The 26,711-nt window shown below is 74.6% G+C and carries 22 protein-coding genes and 1 pseudogene; 5 read left to right on the forward strand and 18 right to left on the reverse strand.

Annotation, left to right across the window (positions count from 1 at the left end):
* Window positions 1–3: 3 nt before the first annotated feature.
* The 6 genes from ACFV0Q_RS05180 to ACFV0Q_RS05205 all read right to left on the reverse strand — a co-directional run bounded on the left by ACFV0Q_RS05180 (window position 4) and on the right by ACFV0Q_RS05205 (window position 4,783).
* Window positions 4–1,644: an IS200/IS605 family accessory protein TnpB-related protein gene (locus ACFV0Q_RS05180; protein ID WP_385000624.1), complete on the reverse strand. Its 1,641-nt coding sequence runs from the start codon at window positions 1,642–1,644 to the stop codon at window positions 4–6.
* Window positions 1,637–2,050: a recombinase family protein gene (locus ACFV0Q_RS05185; protein ID WP_385000627.1), complete on the reverse strand. Its 414-nt coding sequence runs from the start codon at window positions 2,048–2,050 to the stop codon at window positions 1,637–1,639. The genes ACFV0Q_RS05180 and ACFV0Q_RS05185 overlap by 8 nt, the downstream gene beginning before the upstream one ends.
* Window positions 2,051–2,568: 518 nt before the next feature.
* Window positions 2,569–2,778, reverse strand: a complete 210-nt coding sequence (locus ACFV0Q_RS05190) for a DUF397 domain-containing protein (RefSeq protein WP_385000630.1) — start codon at window positions 2,776–2,778, stop codon at window positions 2,569–2,571.
* Between the two features lie 379 nt (window positions 2,779–3,157).
* Window positions 3,158–4,006 (reverse strand): helix-turn-helix domain-containing protein, encoded by an 849-nt coding sequence (locus tag ACFV0Q_RS05195; protein WP_385000633.1) that lies wholly within the window; start codon window positions 4,004–4,006, stop codon window positions 3,158–3,160.
* 11 nt (window positions 4,007–4,017) lie between these two features.
* The gene (locus ACFV0Q_RS05200) at window positions 4,018–4,536 is read right to left on the reverse strand and encodes a DUF6879 family protein (RefSeq protein ID WP_385000636.1); all 519 of its coding nucleotides are present in this window, start codon (window positions 4,534–4,536) and stop codon (window positions 4,018–4,020) included.
* Window positions 4,517–4,783, reverse strand: coding sequence for a hypothetical protein (locus ACFV0Q_RS05205; protein ID WP_385000687.1), 267 nt, complete (start codon window positions 4,781–4,783; stop codon window positions 4,517–4,519). The genes ACFV0Q_RS05200 and ACFV0Q_RS05205 overlap by 20 nt, the downstream gene beginning before the upstream one ends.
* A 260-nt stretch (window positions 4,784–5,043) precedes the next feature.
* Here ACFV0Q_RS05205 and ACFV0Q_RS05210 point away from each other — a divergent pair, with 260 nt between their 5' ends.
* Window positions 5,044–5,595, forward strand: coding sequence for a sigma-70 family RNA polymerase sigma factor (locus ACFV0Q_RS05210; protein ID WP_385000639.1), 552 nt, complete (start codon window positions 5,044–5,046; stop codon window positions 5,593–5,595).
* Here ACFV0Q_RS05210 and ACFV0Q_RS05215 read toward each other — a convergent pair.
* From ACFV0Q_RS05215 to ACFV0Q_RS05245, 7 genes are all read right to left on the reverse strand, one after another.
* Window positions 5,571–8,450: a LuxR C-terminal-related transcriptional regulator gene (locus tag ACFV0Q_RS05215; protein WP_385000642.1), complete on the reverse strand. Its 2,880-nt coding sequence runs from the start codon at window positions 8,448–8,450 to the stop codon at window positions 5,571–5,573. The genes ACFV0Q_RS05210 and ACFV0Q_RS05215 overlap by 25 nt on opposite strands.
* Entirely contained in the window at window positions 8,447–9,721 is a 1,275-nt protein-coding gene (locus ACFV0Q_RS05220; protein ID WP_385000645.1) for a sensor histidine kinase, read from the reverse strand. The genes ACFV0Q_RS05215 and ACFV0Q_RS05220 overlap by 4 nt, the downstream gene beginning before the upstream one ends.
* Window positions 9,718–11,445 (reverse strand): cation acetate symporter, encoded by a 1,728-nt coding sequence (locus ACFV0Q_RS05225; protein WP_385000648.1) that lies wholly within the window; start codon window positions 11,443–11,445, stop codon window positions 9,718–9,720. Before ACFV0Q_RS05225 ends, ACFV0Q_RS05220 begins: the two co-directional genes overlap by 4 nt.
* A gap of 113 nt (window positions 11,446–11,558) precedes the next feature.
* On the reverse strand, window positions 11,559–11,834 hold the full coding sequence (locus tag ACFV0Q_RS05230) for a hypothetical protein (RefSeq protein WP_385000651.1): 276 nt from the start codon (window positions 11,832–11,834) through the stop codon (window positions 11,559–11,561).
* Window positions 11,835–12,022: 188 nt separating this feature from the next.
* On the reverse strand, window positions 12,023–12,904 hold the full coding sequence (locus ACFV0Q_RS05235; RefSeq protein ID WP_385000654.1) for a LytR/AlgR family response regulator transcription factor: 882 nt from the start codon (window positions 12,902–12,904) through the stop codon (window positions 12,023–12,025).
* 103 nt (window positions 12,905–13,007) lie between these two features.
* Window positions 13,008–13,949 (reverse strand): SCO0930 family lipoprotein, encoded by a 942-nt coding sequence (locus ACFV0Q_RS05240; RefSeq protein WP_385000657.1) that lies wholly within the window; start codon window positions 13,947–13,949, stop codon window positions 13,008–13,010.
* A 117-nt stretch (window positions 13,950–14,066) separates the two neighbouring features.
* Window positions 14,067–15,089, reverse strand: a complete 1,023-nt coding sequence (locus ACFV0Q_RS05245; RefSeq protein WP_385000660.1) for a GDSL-type esterase/lipase family protein — start codon at window positions 15,087–15,089, stop codon at window positions 14,067–14,069.
* A 352-nt stretch (window positions 15,090–15,441) separates the two neighbouring features.
* On the opposite strand from ACFV0Q_RS05245, the gene ACFV0Q_RS05250 reads away from it, so the two are divergent.
* The 3 genes from ACFV0Q_RS05250 (at window position 15,442) to ACFV0Q_RS05260 (ending at window position 22,118) form a co-directional block, all read left to right on the forward strand.
* Entirely contained in the window at window positions 15,442–16,899 is a 1,458-nt protein-coding gene (locus ACFV0Q_RS05250; protein WP_385000663.1) for an amino acid transporter, read from the forward strand.
* A gap of 10 nt (window positions 16,900–16,909) precedes the next feature.
* Window positions 16,910–17,365 carry an Lrp/AsnC family transcriptional regulator gene (locus ACFV0Q_RS05255; protein WP_007262967.1) on the forward strand — a complete coding sequence of 152 codons (456 nt, stop codon included), beginning with the start codon at window positions 16,910–16,912 and terminating at the stop codon, window positions 17,363–17,365.
* A 61-nt stretch (window positions 17,366–17,426) separates the two neighbouring features.
* A complete protein-coding gene (locus tag ACFV0Q_RS05260) occupies window positions 17,427–22,118 on the forward strand; it encodes a hypothetical protein (RefSeq protein WP_385000666.1) in 4,692 nt (1,563 codons plus the stop codon).
* A 9-nt stretch (window positions 22,119–22,127) separates the two neighbouring features.
* On the opposite strand, the gene ACFV0Q_RS05265 is transcribed toward ACFV0Q_RS05260, so the two are convergent.
* The 5 genes and pseudogenes from ACFV0Q_RS05265 to ACFV0Q_RS05285 form a co-directional block, all read right to left on the reverse strand.
* Window positions 22,128–22,424 (reverse strand): WhiB family transcriptional regulator, encoded by a 297-nt coding sequence (locus ACFV0Q_RS05265; protein ID WP_385000669.1) that lies wholly within the window; start codon window positions 22,422–22,424, stop codon window positions 22,128–22,130.
* A gap of 88 nt (window positions 22,425–22,512) precedes the next feature.
* Entirely contained in the window at window positions 22,513–23,637 is a 1,125-nt protein-coding gene (locus tag ACFV0Q_RS05270) for an LLM class flavin-dependent oxidoreductase (RefSeq protein ID WP_385000672.1), read from the reverse strand.
* An 11-nt stretch (window positions 23,638–23,648) separates the two neighbouring features.
* Window positions 23,649–23,990: pseudogene (locus ACFV0Q_RS05275) on the reverse strand (F420-dependent methylene-tetrahydromethanopterin reductase); the annotation flags it as partial.
* Between the two features lie 110 nt (window positions 23,991–24,100).
* Entirely contained in the window at window positions 24,101–25,276 is a 1,176-nt protein-coding gene (locus tag ACFV0Q_RS05280; RefSeq protein ID WP_385000675.1) for an LLM class flavin-dependent oxidoreductase, read from the reverse strand.
* A 282-nt stretch (window positions 25,277–25,558) separates the two neighbouring features.
* Window positions 25,559–26,287 carry a GNAT family N-acetyltransferase gene (locus ACFV0Q_RS05285; RefSeq protein ID WP_385000678.1) on the reverse strand — a complete coding sequence of 243 codons (729 nt, stop codon included), beginning with the start codon at window positions 26,285–26,287 and terminating at the stop codon, window positions 25,559–25,561.
* Window positions 26,288–26,415: 128 nt separating this feature from the next.
* Between ACFV0Q_RS05285 and ACFV0Q_RS05290 the strand changes: the two genes are divergently transcribed.
* Window positions 26,416–26,496, forward strand: coding sequence for a putative leader peptide (locus ACFV0Q_RS05290; protein ID WP_385000690.1), 81 nt, complete (start codon window positions 26,416–26,418; stop codon window positions 26,494–26,496).
* Window positions 26,497–26,711: the final 215 nt, after the last annotated feature.

The following is a 26,711-nucleotide window of genomic DNA, read 5'->3' on the forward strand; positions in this document are numbered from 1 at the left end:
TTCCTAGCCAGTACGCAGCAGTGGCTCTTGGACCCACTGTTGCGTGCTGGGCGCATCCCGAACGGTTTTGGATGCGCTGGGTCTCCGCTTTCTCTTCCCGCTCGGCGGTACGTCTCCAGGGGCGTGGTCCGTTGCGGGTGGGCGGTTTCCGTCGCGCCTTCGGGTGCCCGGTGCGGCCTGGACGGTCCGATGCCCGTAACGATCGCTCTGGTCGTTACGGGGCGGTGTCGTCCGACGCCGGATCGGGTGTCCGAGGGCGCGTCGTCCGATCGCGATGCCGGCGGCATCGTGACGGGACAGTGTGCGGCGTGGGGTGACCAGCGGTTTCTGCCAGTGCTGGCCTCCCCACTGGGAGGTGTAGGCGGGATCGACCGCGATGACCGACAGCCCCTGCTCGGCTGCCATCGACACGAGGCGGGCTTTGAGTCTGCCGGTCGGGATGCCGGAGATCAGTTGCCGGAACCGTTTTCCGCGGCCGTGCTTCTCACGGGTCTTCTCGGTGGTGAAGTCGAGGTCTTCGATCGCGATGGCCTTGACGCCGACGCTCTTCGTCCAGTGCAGCAGCCGGGTGAGCGCGTGGCGGATCTGGGCGTCGCGGCGGTCGGCCGATCCGCTGAGGTCGTAGGGGAAGCGGTGCGGCCGGCCGATCGGATTGCCGTGCGGGTCGAGCCGGTAGGCGGCGAAATGGTCCGCATTGGTATCGACGCCGATCACGCCGTTCGCCCGGGCGGTGGCGAGTGGAATCGTCCTGACCGGCGGGCGTTGCCAGGAGGCGGTCAGGTACCAGCGCCCGCGTTCCGCATGCAGGTGGATGCGGTAGGCGACGGCCCGGTTCAGCGTGATGCGGTCGGCCCATTCCTCGCCCCGGTGCGCGAAAGCGATACGGGAGGCCAGGATGTACCGTCCGTGCCCGGTGTTCGCAAGGTGTGCGAGCGGGGCGGGCAGTTTGATCGACACCTCGCCGCCGGGGGTGACGCGAATGGTCTCGTTCCCGAACCGCTTCCCGGACTCGCCGTCGGCGGCGATGAACCAGCGTTCGGCTTCCCAGCGGGCGCGCCACTGCCCCTCGGTGAGCTGTGCCGCTTCGAGGTTGTGGCGGGTGCTCAGGAGCCGTTTTCCGCCCCGCACCACACGCACGCGATAGGACTTGGAGTCCTCCACCGCTTGCGCGTGCCGGGACTCCAGGGTGGCCAGACGGCGGGACTTGTGAAACCACTCGCTCTTGGAACGGTAGCCGCCCGCAGCCCGCTTGCTGCTCTTCTCCCCGATCGGGAGGGACAGGCGGTGGCGCAGCGTGCGGATGCCGGCGTCCAGGTTCTGGATGTGCGCGGCCTGACAGCGGCGGGCGAGCGCCCACTGATCGTGGCTGGCCTTCGTGATCGCCCCGGCGATCCGCGACGACGACTCCTTCGTCAGCTCCCGCTTGCGTCCCGCCCAGGTGTCGGAGCTGTGCTCAGGACCGTCCGCACAACGCCGCTTGAGGTCACGGGACGCGAGCCTGCCCTGATGCTCACCCACCAGGCACAGAACCCTCTCGTCCTCGACGCTCAGGCCCTTGAGACGGTCGCGCACCGCCACACCGGACGGACCGAGCACCACGAACGACGGGACGATGGTGCGTAACTTCCTGGACGGATCAGCCATCCTCGGCCGCCGCGTCCATAGCCTTCCGCGCCCGCCTCTTCGCGGATCGGCGTCCATATAAGCGGGCACAGAACCAGGTCGGGAGCTCCAGTGCGTCCCGGACCAGGTCGTCTCGGGCCTCCCCGTTATCCAGCACCACCATGAGGCGGCCCGCTGCGAACGTGGCCGCCCACGCCGAAAACCGCGCCGTCCGACGTACCAGGTCCGACTTCTGGCCGTGAGAGGACACACAGGCATACAGGCCGACATCTCCAACGATTCCCAGCACCGCGCGAGCGTCCACGTTCACCACAATCGTGCGCGGCCCGACACGCTCAACCGGAGCCGGCAAGTCACCCTCATGGAACCAGCGATGCGCGGTCTGCGGATGCATACCCCGCGCCTTCACCCACTCCCTGAGATTCATACACACGACCGTAATGACACTCACCAAATAGCACTATCACTCCCAAGAGTGAGCTAACGAAGCAACAGCTCCCAACCCCCTCTTCCGGTGGCCCCGGCCCCCGTCCCCCCGGACGTGGCCCGGGGCCACCGGCATGCCCGGCCCCCGCGCCGTTGCCGGAGACCAGCCCCCGGCCCCCGCGCCTCAATCGCCGGCGGGGCTGGATTTCGGCCGGGCGGAACCGGACTGCGGAGTGAGCCCGCCGACGAGGGGTAGCGGCCTGCGGGGGAAACCGCGGAAGCCCCGCCCGTCTGCCACTGGGGCGGACAAGCGGGGCATTACAGGGCCTCAGCGGTTCAGATCCCGGGACTCGGCGAGAAGGCGGAGCCCAGGGGCCAGCGGGCGGATGGTGCCGGAGCAGCCGGCATGCGCCGGAAGGGTCCATGCGCGCCAGCAGGACAGGCACCACCATGCCCGTGAGTGCTCCGGGTCGGGTTGGGCGTTCCCGCCGCAGTGCGGACACTCCTGCATGACGCCTCCTACGCGGACAGGTCGAACTCGCCCAGCTTGGCACCACTGAGGAAGTCGGCCCATTCCGCGGGGGTGAACTCGACCGCCCGTCCGCTCACGGAGCTGCGCACGACCACCCTGCCGGGGACGTTCGTGGCCACCTCGACACAGCGCGGGTTGTTGTTCTCGTAGGTGCACGCACTCGACGTGCGGAACTCGTACTCGGGACTCGCGGCCATCGTGCCTTCCCTCTCCTCATCACTGCGGGGAAGCGGTCCCCGCGCCGTTCCACGGCCCGCCAGGCGGTACTGCCCCTCGGCGAGCGCCGTCTCTTCTTTCATGTCGCACTCGGGTCGTGAGGGTGGTTGCGCAGCTCCGCGTTCTGCGCTGCCACAGCGCTCATGTTCCCGACCAACCAGGCGAGCTTTCGGGTCTCGGCCAGCGCTGCGCAGACCCCGCACCCGCTCACGGGCACCGGTTCGAGCGGGCTGACCCGTACCGCTTCCTGCTGTGCTGACGTCGACATGTCGCAACCCTCCGTGTTGTCCGTCGGACGACAACCACGCTAGGGAGACGACAACCTCAACTGACAGGCGATTGCATAAGGTTGCACGCCAATTACCCGAGGGCGCTCACGGCAGAGGTGATGAGGGCGCGGGCTTGTGCGCCGTACACAGCCAGCTCTGCCAGTTCAGTGAACGCCTCGGCGTACATGGCTACCTCACTGGGCTGCGTCAGAGTGAGGTAGCCGGAGATCAATTCGACGTTGACCTGTGCCGCGTCGTAGATCCAGAAACCTTCCGCCGGCCAGCGCTCGCGATCCGGCCGCATGGGCACAACTCCCAAGCTCACATTGGGAAGAGAGGCAATCGAAATGAGGTGACCAAGCTGCCCGGTCATAACCTCAGAGCCTCCGATGCCGGACCGCAATACGGACTCTTCCACCAGGAAGGCGAACCGCCGGTCACCCTCGTACAGTACCCGCTGTCGCTCCATACGGGCGGCCACCGCATCGGCCACGTCGTCCACCAGCCCGCGCCGTCGCTGGATCGCTTGCAGCGCAGAGGTCGTGTAGGGCCGTGTCTGAACCATGCCAGGTACGAGCCACGAGGAGTAAGAGCGGAATCGGCGCGTTCGCTGGTACAGCGGCAGGCGAGCCTCCTGCGCCTGCTTGAGCCCGGCCCGCTCCATGCGCCGCCACCCGACCCACATCCCTTCCGCGGTGCGCAGCGAGGCAATCAGGTCGTCGATCTGATCGTCCGCGCCACACGCGCGGCACCATGCCCGGATGTCATCAGCGGACGGGGGCGTACGGGCATTCATGATCCGAGAGGACTTCGACGGATGCCACTCGCAGCGCTCAGCGATATCGCGGCCGGACAGACCGGCATCCCGGCACAGCTCAGCGAGACGATCCGCGAGAGCCTGCCGGGCCTGCTGGGCACTGGAGGATGCAGAAAGAGCCATGTGCGTATGCGTCAGACCGGCCGGTACTCCGAGTGCGGGATGGCCTGCTTCCACGCCGCCTCGTACGCCGTCGTGTACTGCGTGGCCAACGCCGGGTCGTGGTGGACCTCCATGCGCGGACCGGTCCACTGACCTTCGCCACTGAAGTGGTGAAGGATTACGGTCTCCTCATCCATGACCCATCCGTCCAGCGCAGGGAGCAACAGCCCCCGCGCCCGAGCACGAGGCAGCCAGCGCACATCCTCGCCGGCTGCTACGTTCGTGAACGTGCCGTCGTACTCGTACCGCACGTAGTCACTCAGCGGCTCGGAGACGACGCGCAGGCGACGCATGACCACACCGCGACCGGTCGTCTCGGCCACGACATCCAGCCAGGACCGCCACCACGACTCGCGGTCGGCAGGGTCCCATCGGTGTCCCCCCTGCCAGCGGATGAACTCGGGGTCATCCCGCATGTAGCTGTCTCGCATCTCAAGGTGCAGAGCTGACCGCTGCGCCTTGGCGAGAGCTTCACGTACCGCTGTTGCCACCGTTGTCCTCACTGTCCGGGCGGGGGATGAACTGGAGCATGTTCGCAGGCAGCCGGATCACGGTTTCGTGGTCCGGTACATCTGTGGAGTGGCCAGGCACCGAGCCGACTTCCTGCGCCTGCCGAATGGTCTGCTCGTCGGCTTTCCACGACTGGATGATCAGGTCGCCGGTCGTGTCGTCCAGCCAGATCGTGGGCGATCCGTCGTCCGGGGTGTTCGGCCAAATCCCCAGGAACTTTAGGGTCATTGAGCACTCGTCTGCTGAATCGATTGCATCGACGTGCACGAGCCTCATCCCTCCGGCTGGTCAGCGCAAGAGGGCCTCCAGACGCCATGACTCAAGAGAGGTCAGATGCACGAAACAGGGGCCGGCTCCGCGCAGCGGGGGCCGTTCGACCGTTCGGCGTGGCCGTTCGACCGGTCGGCGCCACGGGCCGGGGGATACGCCAGGCGGCGGATAACTCCGCGGTGCGGTTCGGTCACGCTCGGGACAACCGACCGGAAGGGGTGATCCCGGTGACCAGCACCCTCGTGCGCCGCACCACCGACGAGCAGGCCCTCGCACGGCTCCACCGCGAACACGGCAAGGCCCTGCTCGGATTCCTCCTCGGCCTCACCTACGGCGACCGGCACCGCGCCGAGGACCTGGTGCAGGAGACCCTCTTCCGGGCCTGGAAGAACCCCGAGGCCCTGGAGAGCGGGGACCACGCCTCCCTGCGGCCCTGGCTGTACACCGTCGCCCGGCGCCTGGCCATCGACGCCCGCCGGGCCCGCCTGGCGCGGCCCGCCGAGGTGGGGGCCGACGCCCTGGAGCAGTCCCCGGCCGCCGAGGACCGCACCGAGCAGGCCGTCGCCGCCCTCGACCTGCACGAGGCGCTGCGCCTGCTCAGCCCCGAGCACCGGGACGTGCTGGTCCAGCTCTACTTCCGGGGGGCGTCCGTCCGGGAGGCCGCCGACGCCCTCGGGGTGCCCCCCGGAACCGTCAAGTCCAGGGCCTACTACGCGATACGGGCCCTGCGCGCGCTGCTCCCCGGCTACGGCCGCCGCTCCGCCGCCTGAGCGGCCACCGCCGCCCGGGAGCGCACCTGGAGCTTGGCCAGGATGTGCGACACGTGCGTCTGCACCGTCCGCGGCGACAGGAACAGCGCGTTCGCGATCTCCGGGTTCGACCGCCCCTGCGCCACCAGCAGCGCCACCTTCAGCTCGGCCGGGGTCAGCGCCTCCCAGCCGCTGCCCGCGCGCCGCCGCGCCGAGCGGCTGCCCCGGCGCACGCCGAGGCTCCGCAGCCGGGCGTCGGCCCGCGCCACGTCCCACCGGGCGCCCAGGTCCTCGTACGCGGCCACCGCGAGGGTCAGCGCCTCCCGCGCGCCGGCGAGGTCCCCGTGCCAGGCCCGCGCCACCGCGAGGTCCTCCAGGGTGTGGCCCCGCACCAGCGGCCATCCGCCCCGCCCGGCCCGCGCCACCGCCCGCTCCAGCAGCTCCGGGTCCTGCGCGAACAGCCCCCGGCAGCGCAGCAGGGCCAGCTCCGGCCCCGGGTACTCGGGCAGCTGCGCCGCCGCCCGCTCGCACGCCGCCACCGCCGCCCGGGCCGTCGCCGTGTCCCCGCACTCCAGGGCGAGGCGGACCAGCTCCGACAGCACCCACGGCCGGTCGTACACGGTGTCCTCCGCGTCCCCCCGCTCCAGCGCCGGCAGCAACGCCTCCAGCGCGTCCGCGGGGCGCCCGTCCCGCTCGGCGAGCAGCGCCCGGGCCAGCAGCACGTGGGCGGCGTACCGGCGGGCCGCCGCCGAGGCGAACGCGTCCCCGGGCAGCGCCGCCAGCTCCGCGCCGGCCCGCTCCCGCTCGTCGCGGTGGCCCAGCACCAGCGCCCGCAGGCCCCGTACGACCACCGGCAGCCAGCCGTCCGACACCGGCAGGCCGTCCGCCCGGGCCACCCCCTCCAGGGCCGCGTCCCACTCCCCGAGCCGGTAGTGGAACTCCGCCAGCAGCGCCTCGGTCACCACCAGCCGCCCCGTCGACCGCGTCCGCACCGCCAGCTGCCGGGCCTCGCGCAGCGCCTCCCGGGCCGCCTCCGGCTCGTCGAACCGGACGTGGCCCTCCGCCTGGTTGGCGAGCAGCAGCAGCCGCATGTCGTTGGCCTCCGCGCTGCGCCGGGCGTACGCGATCCCCTCCGCGACGTGCCGCAGCGACTCCCGCCCCCGGTTGAGGTGGAACAGGGTGAACGCCATCGCGTGCTGCGCCTCCGCCCCGCACAGCGGATCGCCCAGCCGGGCCGCCTCCGCCACCACCGCCGCGGCCAGCGCGTACGCCTCCCGGGGCCGTCGCAGGTCGGCCAGGGCCAGGACCCGGCAGGCCTCCAGGCGCAGCCGGTACGCGGGGGAGGGGAAAGGTTCCGCCAGGGCCCGTTCCGTGACGGCCAGGCAGCGTTCCATGTCGCCCTGGATCATCAGCGCCGACACCAGCTTGAAGGCCAGCGCCGCCCGCCGGCCCGGATCGGCGGCCCGCTCGCGCAGGGCGTCCAGCAGCTCCACCGCCTCCGGGCGCCGCAGCAGCAGCGCCGCGTCCGCGAGGTTCTCCTCCAGGGCGTCCAGCGCCGCCGGGTCCTCGCGCGGGCCGCGCGCCAGGGCCCGCTCCAGCAGCTCCGCCGCCGCGTCCGGGGCCACCTGGAGCAGGCTGCCCGCCGAGTCCGCCAGCCAGCGCACCGCCCACGCGTCCGGCACCCCGCCCGCCAGCAGCTGCTCGGCGGTCCGCGCCGGGTCCAGGCCCGCCGCCGCGAAGGCCCGGGCGGCGTCCTGGTGCAGGGCGGCCCGCACGGCGGCGGGCGTGTCCAGGTACAGGGCCTGGCGGAGCGCCGGATGGCGGAAGCGCAGCCCCTCGCCGGTGTCCTCCAGCAGCCCCGCCAGCACCGGCTCCTCCAGCTCCCCGAGCAGCTCCCGCACCGGCCTTCCCTGTACGAGGGCCAGCTCGCGCGGCGTGAAACGCGGGCCGAGCAGCGCCGCGTGCCGCAGGCAGGCGAAGGCGGCCCGGGACAGGTAGTCCAGCCCCCGGCTCACGGAGGCGGGCGGCGGGGGCAAGTCCCCCCGGCCGGGTCCGAGTTCGGCCACCCCGGCGGCCACCCGGATCACCCCCGACCACTGCCCGGCCAGGTCCCGCAGCAGCCGCGGGTTGCCCCCGGCCCGCTCGGCCGCCTCCCGCAGCCGGGGCCCCGGCGGCGCCCCCAGCAGCTCCCGCAGCAGCCCGGCCGTCTCCGCCGCCGACAGCGGCCCGAGCCGTACGACGTCCGCCCCGAGTTCCGCGCACAGCAGCTCCACCTCGGGCCGCTTCGGCAGCGGCTGCCGGGTCGCCGCGAGCAGCAGCCGCAGCCGGCCCGCCGCCACCGCCCGGCCGAGCCGCCGCCACACCAGGAGGCTGGCCGGGTCCGCCCAGTGCAGGTCGTCCAGCACCAGCAGCAGCGGGCCCCGCTCGCACCACCGCTCGACCTGGGCCACCAGCAGGTCCATCGCCGCGAGCAGCGCCCCGCCGGGCCGCTCGCTCGCCCCGGCCTCCCGCAGCAACCGCACCACGGCCTCCCGCCCGCCCCGCGCACCGGTGACCCCGCCGTCCCCGGGCCGCAAGGGCTTCCCGGCGTCCCCGGGCTCGGCGGTGTCCCCGGGTTCCTGCGGGTACAGGCAGTCCAGCACCGCCCGCAGCGGCAGGTTCACGCCGAGGGCCTCGGCCGCGCCGTAGCGGACGGTCATGCCGCGGGCGGCCGCCTCCGCCAGGGCCTCGCGTACCAGCAGGGTCCGGCCCGAGCCCGGCTCGCCCTCCACGATCAGCCGGCCGCCGCCCTCCACGGCCGACCCGCGCACCCACTCCCGTACCGTCTCACGCTGAACTTCCCGCCCGACCCGCACGTCGGCCGCCCCTCCGGTCAAGCCGCGCCACCCGCAGGATGCCACGGCCCGGCCCGCCCGGCTGCTGTTCTGCCGCTTCCGGGCGGCGAAGTGTGCACGCCCGCCCGGTATTTGGGAATCCTTACGGTGATCTTCATGCCGGCGCCGACGCCCGTTTCGATGACGAGCCCGTACTCGTCCCCGTAGACCTGCCGCATCCGCTCGTCGACGTTCGGCAGCCCGATCCCCGAGGAGGCCCCCGGCCGCTCCCCGGCCAGGATCCGCCGCAGCAGCGCCGGATCCATCCCGACGCCGTTGTCCTCGATGGTCAGCACCGCCTCCGAGCCCGCGTCCCGGGCGGCGATGGTGATCCGGCACTCCTCGGTGGAGTCCTCCACCCCGTGCTTCACGGCGTTCTCCACCAGCGGCTGGAGGCACAGGAACGGCAGCGCCACCGGCAGCACCTCCGGCGCCACCTGCAACGTCACCTTCAGCCGGTCCCCGAACCGGGCCCCGGCCAGCGCCAGATACTGCTCGATGGAGCGCAACTCCTCGGCCAGCGTGGTGAATTCGCCGTGCCGCCGGAAGGAGTAGCGGGTGAAGTCCGCGAACTCCAGCAGCAGCTCCCGCGCCCGCTCCGGATCGGTCCGCACGAACGAGGCGATGGCGGCGAGGGAGTTGAAGATGAAGTGCGGGGAGATCTGCGCCCGCAGCGCCTTGATCTCCGCCTCCATCAGCCGGGTCCGCGCCCGGTCCAGCTCCGACAGCTCCAGCTGTACGGAGACCCAGCGCGCCACCTCCGTCGCGGCCCGCACCAGCACCGCCGACTCCCGCGACCCGTAGGCGACCAGCGCCCCCAGCAGCCCGTCCTCACCCGTCAGCGGGGCGAACACCGCCCACTTCAAGGGGCAGCCGGGCCGCTGGCACTCCGTGCGCACGCTCTGGCTGCGCCCCGACTCCAGCATCACCGCCACCCGGGCCATCGCCCGCCGCTGGTGGTGGTCGGCGCCCGGCCCGTCCCAGGCCAGCACCGACTCCCGGTCCGTCAGGCACAGCGCCTCCGTACCCAGCAGCGAGCGCAGCCGCCGGGCGGCCTTGCGGGCGGCGTCCTCGGTGAGCCCCGCCCGCAGCGGGGGAGCGGCCAGCGAAGCCGTGTGCAGGGTGTGGAAGGTGGCCCGCTCCACCGGGGTGCCCAGGCCCAGCCCGGCGGAACGCTCCCCGCGCCCGGCGTGCCGGCGGCCCGCCGCCCAGCCCAGGCCCAGCAGCAGGGCCGCGCCCGTCACCGCCAGCATCGCCAGCGCGACCCCGGTCACCGCGCGCCCCCCGCCGCCCGCTCCCCGGTGACGTCCTCGGGCAGGTGCAGCCGGGCCAGCGCCGCCGCCGTCCCCGCCGGGATCCGGGACCGGGTCGCCAGCGACACCGTCACCATCGTCAGGAACCCCAGCGGCACCGACCACACCGCCGGCCAGGCCAGCAGCGCGTGCGCCCAGCCCGCCGGAGCCAGCCCGCTGCGGGTGGTCACCACCGCGCCCAGCGCCGCCCCGCCGCCGGTCAGCAGCCCGGCCACCGCGCCCGGCGGGGTCAGCCCGCGCCACCAGATGCCCAGCACCAGCAGCGGGCAGAAGGAGGACGCCGAGACCGCGAAGGCCAGCCCGACCGCGTCGGCGACCGGCACCTCGGTGGCCACGACCCCGCCCGCCAGCGGCACCGCCATGGCCACCACCACCGCGAGCCGGAACGTCCCCACCCCGCGCCGGGGCAGCACGTCCTGGTGCAGCACCCCGGCCACCGCCATGGTCAGCCCCGAGGCCGTCGACAGGAACGCCGCGAAGGCGCCCCCGGCCAGCAGCGCCCCGAGCAGGTCCCCGAGGAGGCCGCCCACCATCCGCTTCGGCAGCACCAGCACCACCGCGTCCGCGTCCCCGGTGAGCGCCAGTTCGGGCGCGTAGATCCGGCCCAGGGCCCCGTACACCTGCGGCAGCAGGTAGAACACCCCGAGCAGGCCCAGGACGACCAGGGTGGTGCGGCGGGCGGCCGGGCCGTTGGGGCTCGTGTAGAAGCGCACCGCGACGTGCGGCAGGCCCATCGTGCCGAGGAAGGTGGCCAGGATCAGCCCGTACGTGGCGTACAGCCGGTGCTCGCCCCCGGACAGCGGCCGCGACCAGCCGGGCGCGTCCGGGCCGGGGCGCGCGTGGGTGTCCGGGACGACGCTGCCGGGGGTGAACTCCAGCCGGGTGCGGGCCGCGACGTGGTGCCGGCCGGGCTCCAGGGCCAGCGGGACGCCGGCGTACGGGGCGCCGTCGACGCGGCCCGTCACCGTCACCGTCAGCGGCGCGTCCACGGTGAGCCGTACGTCCTCGCCGAGGGTGACGGCGGTGTGCTCGCGGAAGACGGCCGGGGCGTCGAAGGAGGCCCGGGGCGCGCCGTCCCCGGTCCAGGCGGCGATCAGGAAGAAGGCGGGCACGAGCAGGGCGGTGAGCTTGAGCCAGTACTGGAAGGCCTGCACGAAGGTGATGCTGCGCATGCCGCCCGCAGCCACGGCCGCCGTGACCACGAAGGCCACGACCACCCCGCCCACCCAGTGCGGGGCCCCCGTCAGCACCTCCAGCGTCAGCCCGGCCCCCTGCAGCTGCGGGAGCAGGTACAGCCAGCCGACGCCCAGCACGAACAGCACCGCGATCCGCCGCACCCCCCGCGACTGGAGCCTGGCCTCCGCGAAGTCGGGCAGCGTGTACGCGCCCGAGCGCCGCAGCGGGGCCGCGACCAGCACCAGCAGCACCAGATATCCGGCGGTGTATCCGACCGGGTACCAGAGCATCTCCGGCCCCTGCAGCAGCACCAGTCCCGCGACCCCCAGGAAGGAGGCGGCGGAGAGGTACTCCCCGCTGATGGCGGCCGCGTTGAGGCGCGGGCCCACGGTCCGCGAGGCGACGTAGAAGTCGGAGGTGGTCCGCGATATCCGCAGGCCGAGCGCCCCGACGAGGACGGTGACCAGGACGACGACGGTGACCGCGGTCAGCGCGTACGTCTGGTTCACCGGGGGTCCTTCGCCAGGGGGTGGGGTCTCCGGAGTGTACGCAGGCCCCCCACCCCGGCAACAGGCGCGAACCGGGCACCCGCAGGGGTGCTCAGCGGGCGGTCAGCGCTCCGTCAGACGGCCGGGTCGCGGTGTTCCGCGCAGTCGCGCAGGGCGATCTCCAGCTCCACGTACGACTCCTCCGCGCGCCGGAAGGCCAGCGTCAGGGCCGCCTCCGCGCGGGGCGGCAACTGCTCGCGGGTGCCCTCCCGGGCCTCGTACAGGACCTCCGCCCAGCGGGCGGCCGCGCTGCGCAGCCGGGCGAGCAGGGCCTCGGCCTCGGCGGGCCCGGCGGCCCGGGTCCGGGGCAGTCCGGTCAGCGCGTCCAGCAGCGCCTGGATCTCGGACATCTCGCTCCTCCCGGGCCGGAAGATCCACGATACGCGCGGCCCGGGCCCGGGGCGGGCGGATCCGCCGCCGCTGCGGCCGACGGGCCCGAAGGATCGCCGTACGCCCGCTGTGGCGCGACGAACGGCGCGTCGGTACGCCGGGCGGTCGGCCGCGGCGGCGGACCGGCGGTCCCGGGGCGCCGGACGGTTCAGCCGGTGGCCTGACGCATCAACAGGTCCCGCAGTTCGCGCGCGTGGCGGCGGCTGACCTGGAGTTCCGCCGAGCCCACCCGCACGCTCGTGGCGCCCGCGTCCATCCGCAGTTCGTCGATCCGGCCCAGCGCGACCAGGTGGCGCCGGTGGATGCGGACGAACCCGCGGGCCGCCCATCGTTCCTCCAGCGTGGACAGCGGGATCCGCACCAGGTGGCTGCCCTCGTCGGTGTGCAGCCGGGCGTAGTCGCCCTGGGCCTCCACGTACGCGATGTCCGCGATGGCCACGAACCGGGTGACGCCGCCCAGTTCGACCGCGATCTGCTCCGGTACGCGCTCGCCGGAACGGGCGGCGGCACCGGCCGCGGCACCGGCACCGGTGGTGACGCCCAGGTCGGCGCCCGCCTCGGGTACGGGCCCGCGCCGCGCCGGTACGGTGGGCCCGGCGGCCGCCATCGCGGGCTCCGCCGCCTCCGCCCCGTCGGACCGTCCCAGCAGCGCGCGCGCCCGGCGGACCGCCTCCGCCAGCCGCTCCGGGCGTACGGGCTTGAGGACGTAGTCCACCGCCTTGAGGTCGAACGCCTGGACGGCGAAGCCCTCGTGGGCGGTGACGAACACGATGAGCGGGGGCCGGGCGAACCCGGCCAGCAGCCGGGCGATGTCCAGGCCGGTCAGCCCGGCCATCTGGATGTCCAGGAACACCACGTCGATGCCGTCGGGCCCGTCGGGGCCGCTCTCCAGGGCCCGGGTGATCCGGCGCAGCGCCTCGGTCGCGTCCGAGGCGCCCTCCGCGCTGCGCACCCGGGGGTCGGAGCGCAGCAGGTAGAGGAGTTCCTCCAGGAGCGGCTTCTCGTCGTCGACGGCCAGTACGCGCAGCATGGGGGCCACTGTAGGCAACGGCGCCGTCCCGGGAAACGGTGCGCGGCCCCCGCCCGGGGGGAGGGGGGCGGGGGCCGCGCGGACCGGTGGGCCGGGGGAGGGCCTACTGGACGGTGATGAGCTTGCCGTCGGGGGCGACGGCGTACCAGGTGCCGCCCACGCCCTGGCCGTTGATGTCACCGGCCTTCTTGTCGCCGGTGAAGGTGTAGACGGGCCAGCAGTTCACCGTCTGCTGCTTCTTGCCGTCCGGGCGGTCGAGGACCAGGTAGTTCTTCTCGATGATGCCCTTGGCGTTGGCCTTGTCCACCGGCGGTACGACCGGCCACTTCGCCACGCAGTCGCCCTCGCACTTGGAGACCATCGGCCAGGCGGTGTCGGGCTTGAACCGGTAGACGGTCATCCCGTTGCCGTCGACGATGTGGTCGCCGAGCTTGGCGTCCTTGGCGACGGTCAGGGCGCCCGCGGTCTGCCCGGCGCCGGCCGGGGCCGGGGCCGCCTTCGCGGCCTTCTTGCCGTCGGGGGCGAGGGCGAACCAAGTGCCGCCGACGCCCTGCCCGTTCAGGTCTCCCGCCTTGGTGTCCTTGGCGAAGCGGTACGCGGGCCAGCCGGCCACCGTCAGCTGCTTGCTGCCGTCCTTGCGGACCACCTCGCCGAGCAGGGCCGGGTCCATGCCCGCCGCCGCGGTCGCGTCGCCCGCCGGGACCACCGGCCAGGTCTTCGCGCAGTCGCCGTCGCAGTTCGAGGTGGGCGGCTTGGCGGTGTCCTTGTCGAAGCGGTAGAGGGTGAAGCCGGCGCCGTCGGTGAGGACCGAGCCGAGCTGGTCGGTGGCGGCGATCGTCAGCTGCCCGGCGGACTTGGCGCCGGTGGCCGCGGCGTCCTGGGCGGGCTTGTCGCTGCCGTAGGGGTCGGCGGCGGGAGCCTGGGCGTCGGAGACGGCCCCGGCGGGCTTGGTCGCGTCCGCCTTGTCGTCCCCGCCGCAGGCCGTCGCCGCGAGAGCGACGACGACCGCGACCGCAGCCAGGGAAGTTCCGCGCTTGATACCCATGTTGATCTCTCCCACGTGTGGTGTGTGCCGCTTCCGTCGCCGGAAGCTCGGCAACTTGTGCAGAACACGGGGCCGTGGGCGCGGTCTGTTCAGCGGGACCGGTATGAGCTGTTTCACTCACCCCGCGTCGAACCCGGCCCGCCGTGCGGCCGTGACCACAGCGAGGCCGAGGACCTGGTGTCCCGTGTCGTCGGGGTGCAGTCCGTCCGCGAGGTGCTCGGGTCCCAGCAGGTCCCGGCCCGGCAGCAGGGCGAGGCGGCCGTCCCCGGCGGAGATCCGGTCGCGGGTGGCCCGCTCCATGGCGTCGCGCAGGGTTCCCAGGGTGGCGCCGAGGCGGTTGGGGGTGCGCTCCGCGTCCGGGCGCAGCACGGGGGAGAGGAGCAGCAGGGGGGTGCGGGGGTGGCCCTGGCGGACGATGTCGAGGAATGTGCGGGTGGTCTCGTAGAGCAGCGGGGCGGTGAAGGGCACGCGGGACCAGCAGTTGGTGCCGAAGGCGAGGGTCAGGACGTCGGCGGGCAGGGTGGCGAGCTGTTCGGCGGTGGCGAGCTCCCCGCGGGCGGCTCCCGCGTAGCCGAGGTTCACGGTGTCCCAGCCCAGCGCCCGCCCGGCGACGGCGGGCCAGCCGTGCGCGGGCCGGGTGGACCACCAGCCCTCGGTGATGGAGTCGCCGTGCACCACCCAGCGCGGGGCCCGGGGGGCGGGGGCCAGGGAGCCGCCTATCCCGCGCAGGCCCAGGATCAGCGGGGACTGCGCCTCGGGCGGGTGCAGGGTGAAGGGTCCGCCGCGCGGGGGCAGCCCGAGGTGTACGACGGACTCCGCGGCGGGCTCGGTGAACACCTCGGTGAGCAGTCCGTGCCGGTTCCACAGGGCGAAGCCGTGCGAGAGGTCGCGCAGCGCGTCGGTGGGGCCGGGGACGGTGGCCCGGTAGCGGATCTCCACGGCGTGCGCCGCCTCGGTGGTGAACTCCAGCCGGACGCCTATGGGGAGGGTGGCGCGCTCGCCGGTGTCCCAGGGCAGCCGCATGGTGTCGGCCGGGTCGGCGCGCACGGGCCGGCCCCCGTCCAGCCAGGCGACCCCGCGCAGGAACGGTTCGGGATCCTGCCACCGCTCGCCGGATTCCGTCGGGATCACTCGTCGCACGCGTCGCCTCCGCTCGTCGGGTACGGGAACGCAGGGGCACGCTGCGCCAGATCTGACGTGCTGTCAAGAAAGGGGGTCGGAGGAGGGCTGCGCAGTGATCGATCATCCGTGCGCAACAAACGGCCATCCCGGACAGATCCGCGCAACGATCGTCCGCCAATGTGCAAGGATGGTGCATTACGGGCGGTATCACTCAGCTCGTAGGCTCACTCGCTGTACGTGGAGTGGCGCGGACCGCCTGCTCGGCGGTCCCCCCATGCCCAGACAGGGTTCACCCCTGCCTGTGAACTGCTCCGGACCGCTGCGGTCGACGCCTGACAGTCCCCATCCGCAGTGTCAAAGGAGTCCCTTCGTGCTCGATCACGGCCAGGCGCCACCGCTCACGTCCGAGCCCCGCAAGCCCGCCCACCCCCTGCTGCGCCGCAAGCCGGTCGAGCAGCTGGTCGCCGAGGGCGGCCAGGGCGAGGGCGGCTCGCTGCGCCGCTCGCTCACCATGTGGCAGCTGACGATGATCAGCATCGGCGCCACCCTGGGCACCGGCATCTTCGTCGTCCTCGGCGAGGCCGCCCCCAAGGCGGGCCCGGCCGTCACGATCTCCTTCATCATCGCGGGCCTGACCGCCCTGTTCTCGGCCCTGTCCTACGCCGAGCTGGCCGGCTCCGTGCCGGTCTCCGGCTCCTCGTACTCGTACTCGTACGCGACCATGGGCGAGTTCATCGCCTGGATCTGCGGCTGGTGCCTGGTCCTGGAGTACGCCGTCTCGGTCTCGGCCGTGGCCGTCGGCTGGGGCCAGTACCTCAACGAGCTGCTCGACGGGACCATAGGCGTCACGCTCCCCGAGAAGCTCTCCGCCGCCCCGCTGGGCGAGGGCGGCTGGATCAACCTGCCGTCGCTGGTCGTGGTCCTGCTCGCCATGGTCTTCCTGATGCGCGGCGCCAAGGAGAGCGCCCGGATCAACACGATCATGGTCGTGGTGAAGATCGTCACCCTCGCGCTCTTCATCGGCATCGGCGTCATGGGCATCAAGTCCGGCAACTACGCCCCGCTCGCCCCGCTCGGCATCACCGGCATCAGCGCCGCCGCCTCCACCCTCTTCTTCTCCTACATCGGCTTCGACGCCGCCTCCACCGCCGGTGAGGAAGCCAAGAACCCGAAGAAGGACCTCCCCCGCGCGATCATGCTCTCGCTGGGCATCGTCACCGTCCTCTACGTCCTCGTCGCCTTCGTCGCCGTCGGCGCCATGCCCTGGCAGGACTTCGAGGGCACCGAGGCCGCGCTCGCCCAGATCATGACCGACGTCACCGGCCACAGCTTCTGGGGCGTCGTCCTCGCCGCCGGCGCCGTCGTCGCCATCGCCTCCGTCGTCTTCGCCGTCCTCTACGGACAGACCCGCATCCTCTTCGCGATGTCCCGCGACGGCCTCGTCCCCAAGGTCTTCGCCAAGGTCGACGAGAAGTCCGGCGCCCCCCGCGCCAACGTGGTGATCGTCTCCCTCTTCTGCGGCGCGCTCGCCGCCTTCATCCCCCTGGGCGAGCTGGCCAACGCCACCAGCATCGGCACGCTCTTCGCCTTCGCCCTCGTCAACATCGCCGTCGTGATCCTGCGCCGCACCAAGCCCGACATGCCGCGCACCTTCAAGGTGTCGTGGTTCCCGGTCCCGCCCATCCTCGGCTTCCTCGCCTGCGGCTACATGATGTACAGCCTGCCGGTCGCCACGTGGGTCGCTTTCGGTGGCTGGATGGCCGTCGGCCTCGTGGTCTACTTCCTGTACGGCATCCGCCGCTCCACATTGGCCACAGCAGAGAAGTGATCCACCCGCAGTGCGACTGAACGATCTCGACGAACGCATCGTGCACGCCCTCGCCGAGGACGCCCGCCGCTCCTACGCGGACATCGGCTCCGAGGTCGGACTCTCCGCCCCCGCCGTGAAGCGGCGCGTCGACCGGCTCCGCGCCGAAGGAGCCATCACCGGCTTCACGGTCCGCGTGGACCCCGCCGCGATGGGCTGGGAGACCGAGGGCTTCATCGAGATCTACTGTCGCCACAACACCTCGCCGGACGACATCCGGCGAGGACTGGAGCGCTACCCCGAGGTGGTGTCCGCGTCGACCGTCACCGGCGACGCGGACGCCCTCGTCCAGGTCTTCGCCTCCGACATGCGCCACTTCGAGCGAGTCCTGGAACGCATCGCGGGCGAGCCGTTCGTGGAACGCACCAAGTCGGTCCTGGTCCTCTCGCCCCTCCTGCGCCGCTTCACCTCCGGCGCCCCGGCCTGACCCCCGCGGGGGCACTCCAGCGGGCGACGGGCTGTCAGAGGGGCGTGTCAGGATCGGTCGCATGAAGATCCAGATCCGGCCGCCGGCCGATCCGCAGGCCTCGACCGTCTACCCGGACTGGGCCGCCGCACACGATCCCGCCCGGGCGGCGGACGCCCTCGCCGCCTTCGAGGTGGCCCGCACCACCATCCACACCGCCTACGACAAGCCCGGCCGCTACGTGGACGGCCTGGAGCGGCGCGCCCGGACCCTGGACCCCGCCCACCTGCCCTGGTTCTGGGACACCGTCGGACACCGCCTCATCTCCTGGCACCGGCGCTCCGCCGCCCGCGCCTACACCCTGGCCCGCAAGGCCGAGCGCGGCCACGGACTGCCCGTCGACCCCGACTGGCACCGGGCCAACCTGCTGCTCTTCGCCCGCGCCGGAGCCCTCCCCGCCGCCGAGATCAGCGGCCACCAGGCCTGGCTCGCCGCCACCCTGGACCCCCTCCCCGCGCACGAGGAGTACGTACGGGTCCTGGAGGCCTGGGCCGCCTCGCCCGGGGAACCGCCCGCCGACCTGGCCCGCCGCCTGCGGCTGTCCGCCCGCGCCGCCGGACTCGCCGCCGCCGAGGAGGCCCGGGTGCTCGGCGCCCTGCTCGCCGCCGCCCACGGCAAGGACGTCCCCGACCGGCTCCTCGACGCCGCCACCCCGCTGCTCACCGAACACCGCCCGGCCGACGACACCGCCGCCCAGCTCCTCGACCTGTTCCCCGAGAGCCGCGGCGACGCGAGCGCCTGGCTGCGGCTGCTCCTGAACTGCGGCGCCGCCGACGCCGCCGCGGCCGGGCGGATCGCCCCCGAAGGCGGCCCCGCCGGCTGGTTCGCCCGCTACACCCACCGCTTCGGGCACGGCCGCTCCGGCAGCGGCGTCATGCGCCAGCCCATGCCCGCCGAACTCTTCGAGCTGCTGGCCCGCTGGGCCCCCCGACTGCGCGCCGCGGCCACCGTCACCCCGCTGCGGCTGCACGAGGACCGCTACCGCTACCCCGGGCTCGACGCCGACCTGCTCGACGCCTGCCTCGCCGAGGGCATCGCCGTCGAGGACCCCGGACCCGCCGTGGAGCTCGTCTTCTGGGACGGCCGCTCCCGGCGCGACCTCAAGGCCCTGGCCGCCGACCCCGTCTTCGGCCCCCGCCTGGAAGGCACCGTCCACGGGGCCCTGCGCGGCGGCGGCACCGCCATCACCCGCCTCCCGCACAACGCGGGCATCGCCGCCGAGGTGCACGCCCGCGTCGAGAGCCTCCTCGCCGCCCTGCGCGGCGGCGGCCTCGCCGCGGCCGACGAAGCCGTCGACGAACTCCACGGCCTGCTCGACCGCCCCACCGCCCGCGCCCTGGACGGCATCGAGGAAGCCCTCGCCGCCCTCGACCTCACCGGCCCCCTCGGCCGCGCCCTGCGCGCCGGACTCCCCGAGGAATGGGCCTGGCCCGCCCTGGAAGAGGCCGTGGCGGCCCTCGGCGGCCCCGACCGGGTCGTCGGAGTGACCAGCACCTGGCCCGTCCTCACCGTGTACGGCCACGACCGCGCCTTCGCCGTCGACCACGCGGGCGTGGTCGCCTCCCGCACCTTCCAGGTGCCCGTCGCCGGGACCGGAGGGAGTGGCGCAGCCGGTGCGGCAGTCGGCACGGTGGCCGGCACGACGCGCGAGACGGCTGCCGGTGCGGCGCCCGACACGGCGCCCCCGGCGGCGCCCGCGCTCGCGGTGCACCACGTCGGCGGGCAGTTCCTCGTCGCCTGGAGCACCGCCCCCAAGAACACCTTCCCGGACCGCGCCTTCTGGACCGGCAACCCCGACGAGGTCTTCGAGCCCGACGAGAAGCTCGGCATGCGCCGCTACGGCGGCATGATCCAGGGCGGCCTCGGCTACCACTTCGCCACCCCGGACGGCGGCGGCCGCCACGACGGCCAGCGCGTCCTGCGCCCCGGCGACCAGACCGGCATCGGCTCCCACGACGTCCAGATGAGCGACGGCCACCGCTTCTGGAGCGCCGACACCTTCTGCCGCTGGGGCAGCTGGACCCGCGTCGACCCCGCCACCGGCGAGCCCGGCACCGACCGCACCCCGCCCGCCTTCCACACCGCCGCCGGACTCCCGCCCGGCTACGAGCTGTTCGGGGACGTACAGACCCTCGCCGCGCTGCCCCCGGACGCACCCGCCTCCCCGCTCGGCCAGGACGGCCGCCTCACCGGCTTCCGCGTCCTCAACCGCACCCCCTACCCCGGCCCCTCACCCCGCGAGTTCCTCCTCCAGGGCACCGACGGCCGCAGCGCCACCTACCGCAGCCGCCGCCTCGGGCGCCGGCCCTGGGCCGTCCTGCGGATGCCCCAGGGCGGCGAGGACGCGGTCCTCGCCGGCCAGGAGACCATCCGCTGCCACTCCGCCGAGGACAACTCCCTGCTCTGGCAGGCCCAGGGCTTCCCCGGCTCCGGAAACCGCCGCACCCCCGGCTTCGGCGACGGCGCGGGCCCCGTCCCGCCGCCCGCCTTCTGGCACTTCCTGACCCCCCGCGACGAGGCCTCCTCCAAGACCCTGCGCACCGTCGGCGACCCCGCCGTACGGGACCTGCTCGACGCCGCCCTGCGCGCCGAACCGGAGCCGGGCCTGCCCGGGGCGCTCGAACCCCGGATCGCCGCAGGGGTCGCCCGCGCCGCCCGCCTCGCCGCCGACGTCCTGCGCCGCCGCCACGCCCTGTCGCGCCGCGTCGCCGTCATGCGCGCCGAACCGGCGGTGTCGCTGCGCACCGAGGTGCCCGACACCGAGCTCACCCCGGCCCTGTACGGACTGCTCCCCGACCACCGCCGCTACCAGGGGCCGGTGCCGCAGCCGCAGCCCGCGGTGCTCACCGCCGTCGCCGCCGACGGACGCCACCTGCGCGGGGAGATCGACGAGGAGACCCGCGTCCTGGCCCTGCCCGCCGAGCCCGCCCCCTGGCAGCCCCTGGTGGGCCGGATCGGCGCCGTCGCCTGGCGGGCCTGCGCGGCCACCACCGCCGACGGGGAGCGGGCGGCCCTCGCGGCGCTGCTGGAGACCTGGAGCGCGCAGCCCTTCGCCGAGCCGGGCGGCGCCTGGCGCACCGGCCGGGCGGCACCGGCCGCCCTGGCCGCCGTCCGCGCCGCCGGACACGCCCTCGCCTCGGGCACCGCCGACGCCGGCCGGGTCTGGTTCCTCCAGCGGGCGGACGGCCCCGCGCCCGCCGGCGCCGAGGACTGCGCGACCGTCACCCTCCCCGAGGACGACGCCGCGCGCCTGCCCCGGCTGCTGGACCTGCTGGCCGACCGGGGCCCGCTGGCCGTACCGCCCGCCGCCCGGGACGCCTTCGCCCGGCTGACCGGCGTACGCGGCCCCGTCGCGGCCCTGGTCCTGGCCGGGTTCCCCGCCCGCGACCACTACGGCGAGCACCTGAGCCTGCTCGGCAAGGCCCCGTACAAGGCGACCAAGGGCATGGTGGCCCAGTACGACGAGCACTTCCGCCGGCTGGGCGCCGCCGGGCGGCGCGCCGTCCTCGCCGCCGGGCTCCCGCACGACCCCGCCGAGCTGTGGGAGCCCGCGGGCATGACCGCGGCGGCCGAGCGGATGGCCGCCGCCTGGAACGGGCTGCTCGGCGCCCAGGAGCACACCGACGAGGAACTCGCCGCCGCCCTGGAGGCCGAGTTCGGGCTGGACGAGAGCTGGGCCCGAAGCCTGCCCGCCGGACGCGCCCCCGCACCCCTCGGCGAGGACGGCTTCGTGCTCGTCGGCGACCGCAGCGGAGGCCTGCAACTGCGGCACGCCACACCGGACGGCACCGCCGGGCCGTGGGTGCCCTCCACCGCGCCCGCCCACCGCACGGCCGCCACCGTGATCGCCTGGGCACTGACCGAGCGCCCCGTCGGGGACCTCGCCGCCCGGGGAGCCCTGGCCCTCCACCGGCGGCTGCGGGAGCAGCTCGCGGGGCCCGGCGCGCTGATCCCCGTAGGGACCCTGCCCGAGCTGGGGCGGGCGGTGGCCGAGGACCCGGCCTTCACCCCGTACCGGGGGACGGTGCTGCCCTGCCCGCAGCCGCTGGGGGCGGACGTCGTACCGGCCACCGTCCACGACGACGGGGCATTCATCGTGGCGGCGCCCTCGGGCGACACCTTCGTCCGGGCGGCCGTTCTGACCGCCCCCGGCGGGCCGGAACGGGCCGCCGGGCTGTGCGCCGACCGGGGCCGGCCCTGGATCCTCAGGGATCTGCTGCGCACCGTCCGGCTCCTGGACGGGCTCGGCCGGATGGCGGCCCGGGCGGCCGGCACCCCCGTGCCCCCGGGCGGGTACGAGACCGCCCCCTCGCTCAGCGCGCCCGACCTGGTCGCGCAGGTCGCGGGCACCCTCGGGGTCGGTGCCGACGCCGCCGCGCTCCACCTGCAGCTGCTCGCCCTGGCCCGGCCCACCGACCGCAACGTACGCCGCTGGAACGGCTGGACGCCGGCCCGGCACAAGGCGGCCCAGGCCGAACTGGAGGCGGCCGGGGCCGTGGTGGGCGACAAGCGGGCCCGGGCGGGCCGCACCGCGTTCCTCCCCGGGGAGTGGACCGACCTGAAGGCCCCGCACCTGCCGCTGGAGACCGCCAAACTGGACGGCCACCTGGCGTGGGCCGCGGGCAAGAGCCTGTACTCCCCGCTGCTGAGGCTGCTGGCGCCGCTGCCCCCGCACGAACTGTTCGCCCGGGCCTGGGAGGCCGCCCGGCCGTAACCACGGGGGTCACACCGCCAGGCGACGGCGGGCGGCGCCGGAGAGCATCCGGCGCCGCTCCTCCTCCGTCAGCCCGCCCCACACCCCGAAGGGCTCGCGGGTGCGCAGCGCGTGCTCCAGGCAGGCCGCCCGCACCGGGCAGTGCGCGCAGACCCGCTTCGCGGCCTCGTCCCGGTCCTCGCGGTCCTCGCCCCGCTCCCCGGCGGGGTGGAAGAACCGCCCGGGGCCCAGGCCCCGGCAGGCGGCCCGTGTCTGCCACTGCCAGTGGTGGTGCGCGGCGCCGGGCAGGCGGGAGACGTCGGTCATGGCAGTTCCCTTCGGTAGGTTCCCTGGCTCCTCCCGCGTGTGACCGGGGAGGGCCCGCCGAAACCCGGGACCCGCCTGCCTCCTGCCGCTACGTCCGCCGCGCCCACTCTTCGGCGAGCAGCCGGTACGAGCGCACCCGGTCGGCGTGCGCGTGCGTGATCGTCGTGATCAGCAGCTCGTCCGCCCCGGTGGCCTCCCGCAGCCGCTCCAGATGGTCGGCGACGGTGGCCGGCGAGCCGACGAACTGAGTCTCCACCCGGTCGGCGACCAGCGCGTGATCGGCCGCCGTCCACCCGGCCACCAGCTCGCGCGCCTCCCCGGGCGAGGGGAACGGGATCGCGCCCTCGGCCGTACGGATGCTGCGCACCCAGGGCGCGTACCCGGCGGCCAGCTCCCGGGCCCCGGCGTCGTCCGGGGCCACCACCACGTCCGCGGACACCGTCAGGTACGGCCGGTCCAGCACGGCGGACGGCTTGAAGGCGGCCCGGTAGCCGTCCGCCGCCTCCAGCACGCTCGCCGGGCTGACGTGGTAGTTCGCGGCGAAGGGCAGCCCGTTCGCGCCGGCCGTCTCCGCGCTCACCCCGCCGCTGCTGCCCAGGATCCACACCTGTACGTCGGCGCCCTCACCGGGGACGGCGTGCGCCTCCACCCCCTCCGGGGAGCGGAACTCCCCGCGCAGCAGGGCCAGGACGTCGGCGACCTGCTCGGCGTAGTCCTGCGGGCGGGCCCCGGGCAGGTTCAGCAGCCGCTGCTGGAGGGCGAGGCGCGGGTGGCCCAGGAGGTGCTCGAAGGAGAACCGGGGCGGGATCCGCAGCCCGTTCGCCGTCCACCCCTCGAAGGGCGGCGGCTGCGGCCCCGTCCGGGCGGGCGGGCGGCCCGCCGAGCGGCCCAGGCCCAGGTCGAGGCGGCCCGGGTGCAGGGCGTCGATCAGGCCGAACTCCTCCACCGTGGACAGCGCGGTGCGGTGGCCCAGCTGCACCGCACCCGACCCGATGCGGATCGTGGAGGTGGCGGCGGCGGTCAGGGCCAGCAGGACGGCGGGGGAGGTTCCGGCGACCCCCGGGTTCAGGTGGTGCTCGGCGAACCAGTAGCGGGCGTAGCCGAACCGCTCGGTCCGCCGGGCCAGGTCGACGCTGTGGTGCAGGGCCTCGGCGGCGGTCGAGCCGGACGGGACCGGGACGAGGTCGAGGACCCCGAGGGGTGTGCGGGACACGGTGCTCCTCTTCAGTGGCCGGCGGGGGCCGGGATCCGGGGCGCGGACAGACCGAGGTGGTCGCGCAGGGTGGGCCCGGAGTACTCGCGCCGGAAGACGCCGCGCCGCTGGAGCAGCGGGACGACGGTGTCGGCGAAGGCGTCGAGTCCGCCGAGGGTCAGGTGCGGGACGAGGATGAACCCGTCGGCCGCGTCCCGGTGGACCAGGTCGTCGATGGCCCCGGCGACGGTGGCGGGCGAGCCGACGAAGGACTGGCGTCCGGTGGTCTCGATCACCAGCTCACGGATCGACAGCTTCCGGGCGGCGGCCAGTTCCCGCCACTCCTTGGTGGTGGCCAGCGGATCGCGGACCATGGTGTTGTTGACCCCGGGGAAGTGCGCGGCCGGATGGATCTGCTTGAGCGGTTTGCCCATGGCGGTACGTGTCCTCCGCGTCGTGTTCGGGTCGGGTCCTGGCGGCGGTGTCACGCGGCGGGCCGGGCGTACCGGTTCGCGGGGCGGGGCAGTCCGAGCAGGCCGCGGAGCGAGGGGGCCCCGTAGGAACGCCGGAAGGCGCCGCGCCGCTGGAGCTCGGGCACCAGGCCGCGGGTGATCGCCGGGAGGTCGTGCGCCAGCACCCCGGGCCGCAGCCGGAAGCCGGACAGCCCGGCCCGCCGCCAGTCCAGCAGCAGGTCCGCGAGCTGCCCCGGCGTGCCCGCGAAGACCAGCGCGTCGCTCGTGTACGCTGACCCGTGCGCGGAGTCCAGCCGCTGGAGCCGCCGGGTCGCGGCCCCCGGGGTCCCGTCGAGGAAGACGGCCAGTTCCCCGAACACGTGCAGCGTCCGCCCCGCCGTGCCCGCCGCCTCCTGGGCGCCCCGGATCCCGGCCACGGCGGCGCGGGCCTGGCCCGCGTCCCTCGGGGTCACGTACCCGAGGTCGGCGCCCCGGGCGAGCAGCGGGTACGCCGCCGCGTCCGGGGCGAGCGCGCTGACCGGCGGCTGCCCCTGCGGCGGGCGCGGGGTGATCGAGGGGCCCCGGACGCTGAAGTGCGGTCCCTCGAAGTCGACGGGGTGCAGTTTTTCGCGGTCCACGAAGCGGCCCGTGGCCGCGTCCCGTATCTCGGCGTCGTCCTCCCAGCTGTCCCACAGCCGCCGCACCACCTCGACGTGGTCGGCGGCCTCGGCGAGCAGCTCCGGGGCCGGCTCCAGCGGGTCGCGGCGGCCGAAGTGGCGGGCCTCGTCGGGGCGTTCGGAGATCTGCACGCGCAGCCCGGCCCGGCCGCGGCTGACGTGGTCCAGGGTGGCCAGGGCCTTGGAGACGTGGAAGGGCTCGGTGTGCGTGGCGCTCACGCTCGGCACCAGGCCGATGTGCCGGGTCAGCGGGGCGATCCGGGCGGCGACCAGTACCGCGTCGAGCCGGCCCCGTACCAGGTCGGTGCGGCCGTCGGCCCCGGCCGGGTCGGTGGACTGCAGGCCGAGCGCGTCCTCGAAGGTGACGAAGTCCAACAGGCCGGACTCGGCCTCGGCGACCGCGTCGGCCCAGTGCCGGGCGGTGGTCAGCTCCGCGGGCCGGGCGCCCGGTTCGCGCCAGGCGGCCGGATGCCAGCCCGCGCCGTCGAGGGCCGCGGCCAGATGGACGGGAGCGGGTTCGGATGCGGGCACGGCGGTGCCGCCTTCCTGATCGGGGCGTGCCGCGGCGGCGGGACGCGGCTGCGGCGGGGGCGCGATCAGGGGCGACAGAGGGCGGCGCAGACCCGCTGGAGGTCGATGTGGGCCCGCGCGTACAGGCGCACCGCAGGGCGCGGGTCGAGCACGGGAGCCGGGCGGAGGGCGGGACGACCGCTGATCTGCAACGTGTTCACCGCCACGGCCAACCCCCCTCCGCCCGTGCTCCCGTTCCGACGACGCTACGGGAGACTCCGACGGCGCTCAATGAACCCTGTGTTAAGCCGTGTTAAGGCTTCCGGACTCCGGGGCTCCGGGTGTGCGCAGGCCGATGAAGACGGGCTCGCGGCGCAGGGTGAACCCCATCGACCGGTACAGCCGGACGGCGTTGGTGTTGGCGGCGGCCGCGTGCAGGAAGGGGGCGTCGCCGCGCTCCCGTATCCCGGCCGCGAGCGCACGGATCAGCCGTCCGGCCAGGCCCTTGCCCCGGTGGTCGGGGTGGGTGCAGACCGCGCTGATCTCCGTCCAGCCCGGCGGGTGCATGCGTTCCCCGGCCATCGCGACGAGCCGGCCCCCGTGGCGGATGCCGAGGTAGGTGCCGAGTTCGACGGTGCGGGGGAGGAAGGGGCCCGGCTCGGTCAGCGCCACCAGCTCCGTCATCTCTGCGACGTCGGCGGGGCCGAGGCGGACGGCGTCCGGGGCGTGCTCGGCCCGTACCTCCCGGCCGTCCAGCTGGACGCCGGGGATCGTCATCACCGTCTCCCAGCCCGGCGGCGGGGCCGGCGGGAGGCCGGTCAGCCACACCACCTGGCCGGGGCCGGCCAGCGCGGCCAGATCTGCCCAGGAGGCGGGGTCGTGGGGGTCGGCGAGCGCGGCGAAGGGGTTCGCGGCCGGGAGGTAGCGGGCGGCCAGGCCGCCGGGGGCGGACTCGGCGAAGCCGCGGTGCGGGCCGGTCAGGGCCGCCCACACCGGATTGTCCAGCGGGGCGGTGAGGTTCTCGGTGTGCATCGGGTGCGGGGATCCTTCCGTGGGGGCGGGCACCTTGACGGGTCCCGCGGGCGCCACGAGACTGCGGGGGACAGCGTCGGCCAGGGGCAGGCTATGCCCCGAGGACCCCGGGGAGCAGGTCGATTTCCATGCCGCCCCCGCGCCGCTGGTGGCTGACCCGCCGCCTCCACATAGACCTCCTCCGCGTCTCCTCGGCAACCCCGCACTGACCCGCCGCCGCCCGGGGCCCCGGCCCCGTCGGCTTCCCGCGCTGCCCACCGGCCGACGGGCCCGCCCCTGAGGCCCCGCGCCTCCGCCCCGGCCCGCCCCGCCCCGCCAGGGTCGGCACCGTGCAGCCCCGACCGGCCGCGACCGGCCCCGGCCGCGACCGGCGCCGGCCCCGACCGGCCCTGGCCGAGGCCGGCCCGGCCCCGTCCCGGCGGGG

It is taken from the genome of Streptomyces sp. NPDC059564 (assembly GCF_042735575.1).
Lineage (GTDB): Bacteria > Actinomycetota > Actinomycetes > Streptomycetales > Streptomycetaceae > Streptomyces.

Excerpts from the sequence above, each read along its gene's own strand:
- ACFV0Q_RS05285 (WP_385000678.1), bottom strand. The coding sequence starts at position 26,287 with ATGCACACCGAGAACCTCACCGCCCCGCTGGACAATCCGGTGTGGGCG.
- ACFV0Q_RS05265 (WP_385000669.1), bottom strand. The coding sequence starts at position 22,424 with ATGACCGACGTCTCCCGCCTGCCCGGCGCCGCGCACCACCACTGGCAG.
- ACFV0Q_RS05260 (WP_385000666.1), top strand. The coding sequence starts at position 17,427 with ATGAAGATCCAGATCCGGCCGCCGGCCGATCCGCAGGCCTCGACCGTC.
- ACFV0Q_RS05195 (WP_385000633.1), bottom strand. The coding sequence starts at position 4,006 with ATGGCTCTTTCTGCATCCTCCAGTGCCCAGCAGGCCCGGCAGGCTCTC.
- ACFV0Q_RS05230 (WP_385000651.1), bottom strand. The coding sequence starts at position 11,834 with ATGTCCGAGATCCAGGCGCTGCTGGACGCGCTGACCGGACTGCCCCGG.
- ACFV0Q_RS05185 (WP_385000627.1), bottom strand. The coding sequence starts at position 2,050 with ATGAATCTCAGGGAGTGGGTGAAGGCGCGGGGTATGCATCCGCAGACC.
- ACFV0Q_RS05235 (WP_385000654.1), bottom strand. The coding sequence starts at position 12,904 with ATGCTGCGCGTACTGGCCGTCGACGACGAGAAGCCGCTCCTGGAGGAA.
- ACFV0Q_RS05290 (WP_385000690.1), top strand. The coding sequence starts at position 26,416 with ATGCCGCCCCCGCGCCGCTGGTGGCTGACCCGCCGCCTCCACATAGAC.
- ACFV0Q_RS05240 (WP_385000657.1), bottom strand. The coding sequence starts at position 13,949 with ATGGGTATCAAGCGCGGAACTTCCCTGGCTGCGGTCGCGGTCGTCGTC.
- ACFV0Q_RS05205 (WP_385000687.1), bottom strand. The coding sequence starts at position 4,783 with ATGACCCTAAAGTTCCTGGGGATTTGGCCGAACACCCCGGACGACGGA.
- ACFV0Q_RS05180 (WP_385000624.1), bottom strand. The coding sequence starts at position 1,644 with ATGGCTGATCCGTCCAGGAAGTTACGCACCATCGTCCCGTCGTTCGTG.
- ACFV0Q_RS05190 (WP_385000630.1), bottom strand. The coding sequence starts at position 2,778 with ATGGCCGCGAGTCCCGAGTACGAGTTCCGCACGTCGAGTGCGTGCACC.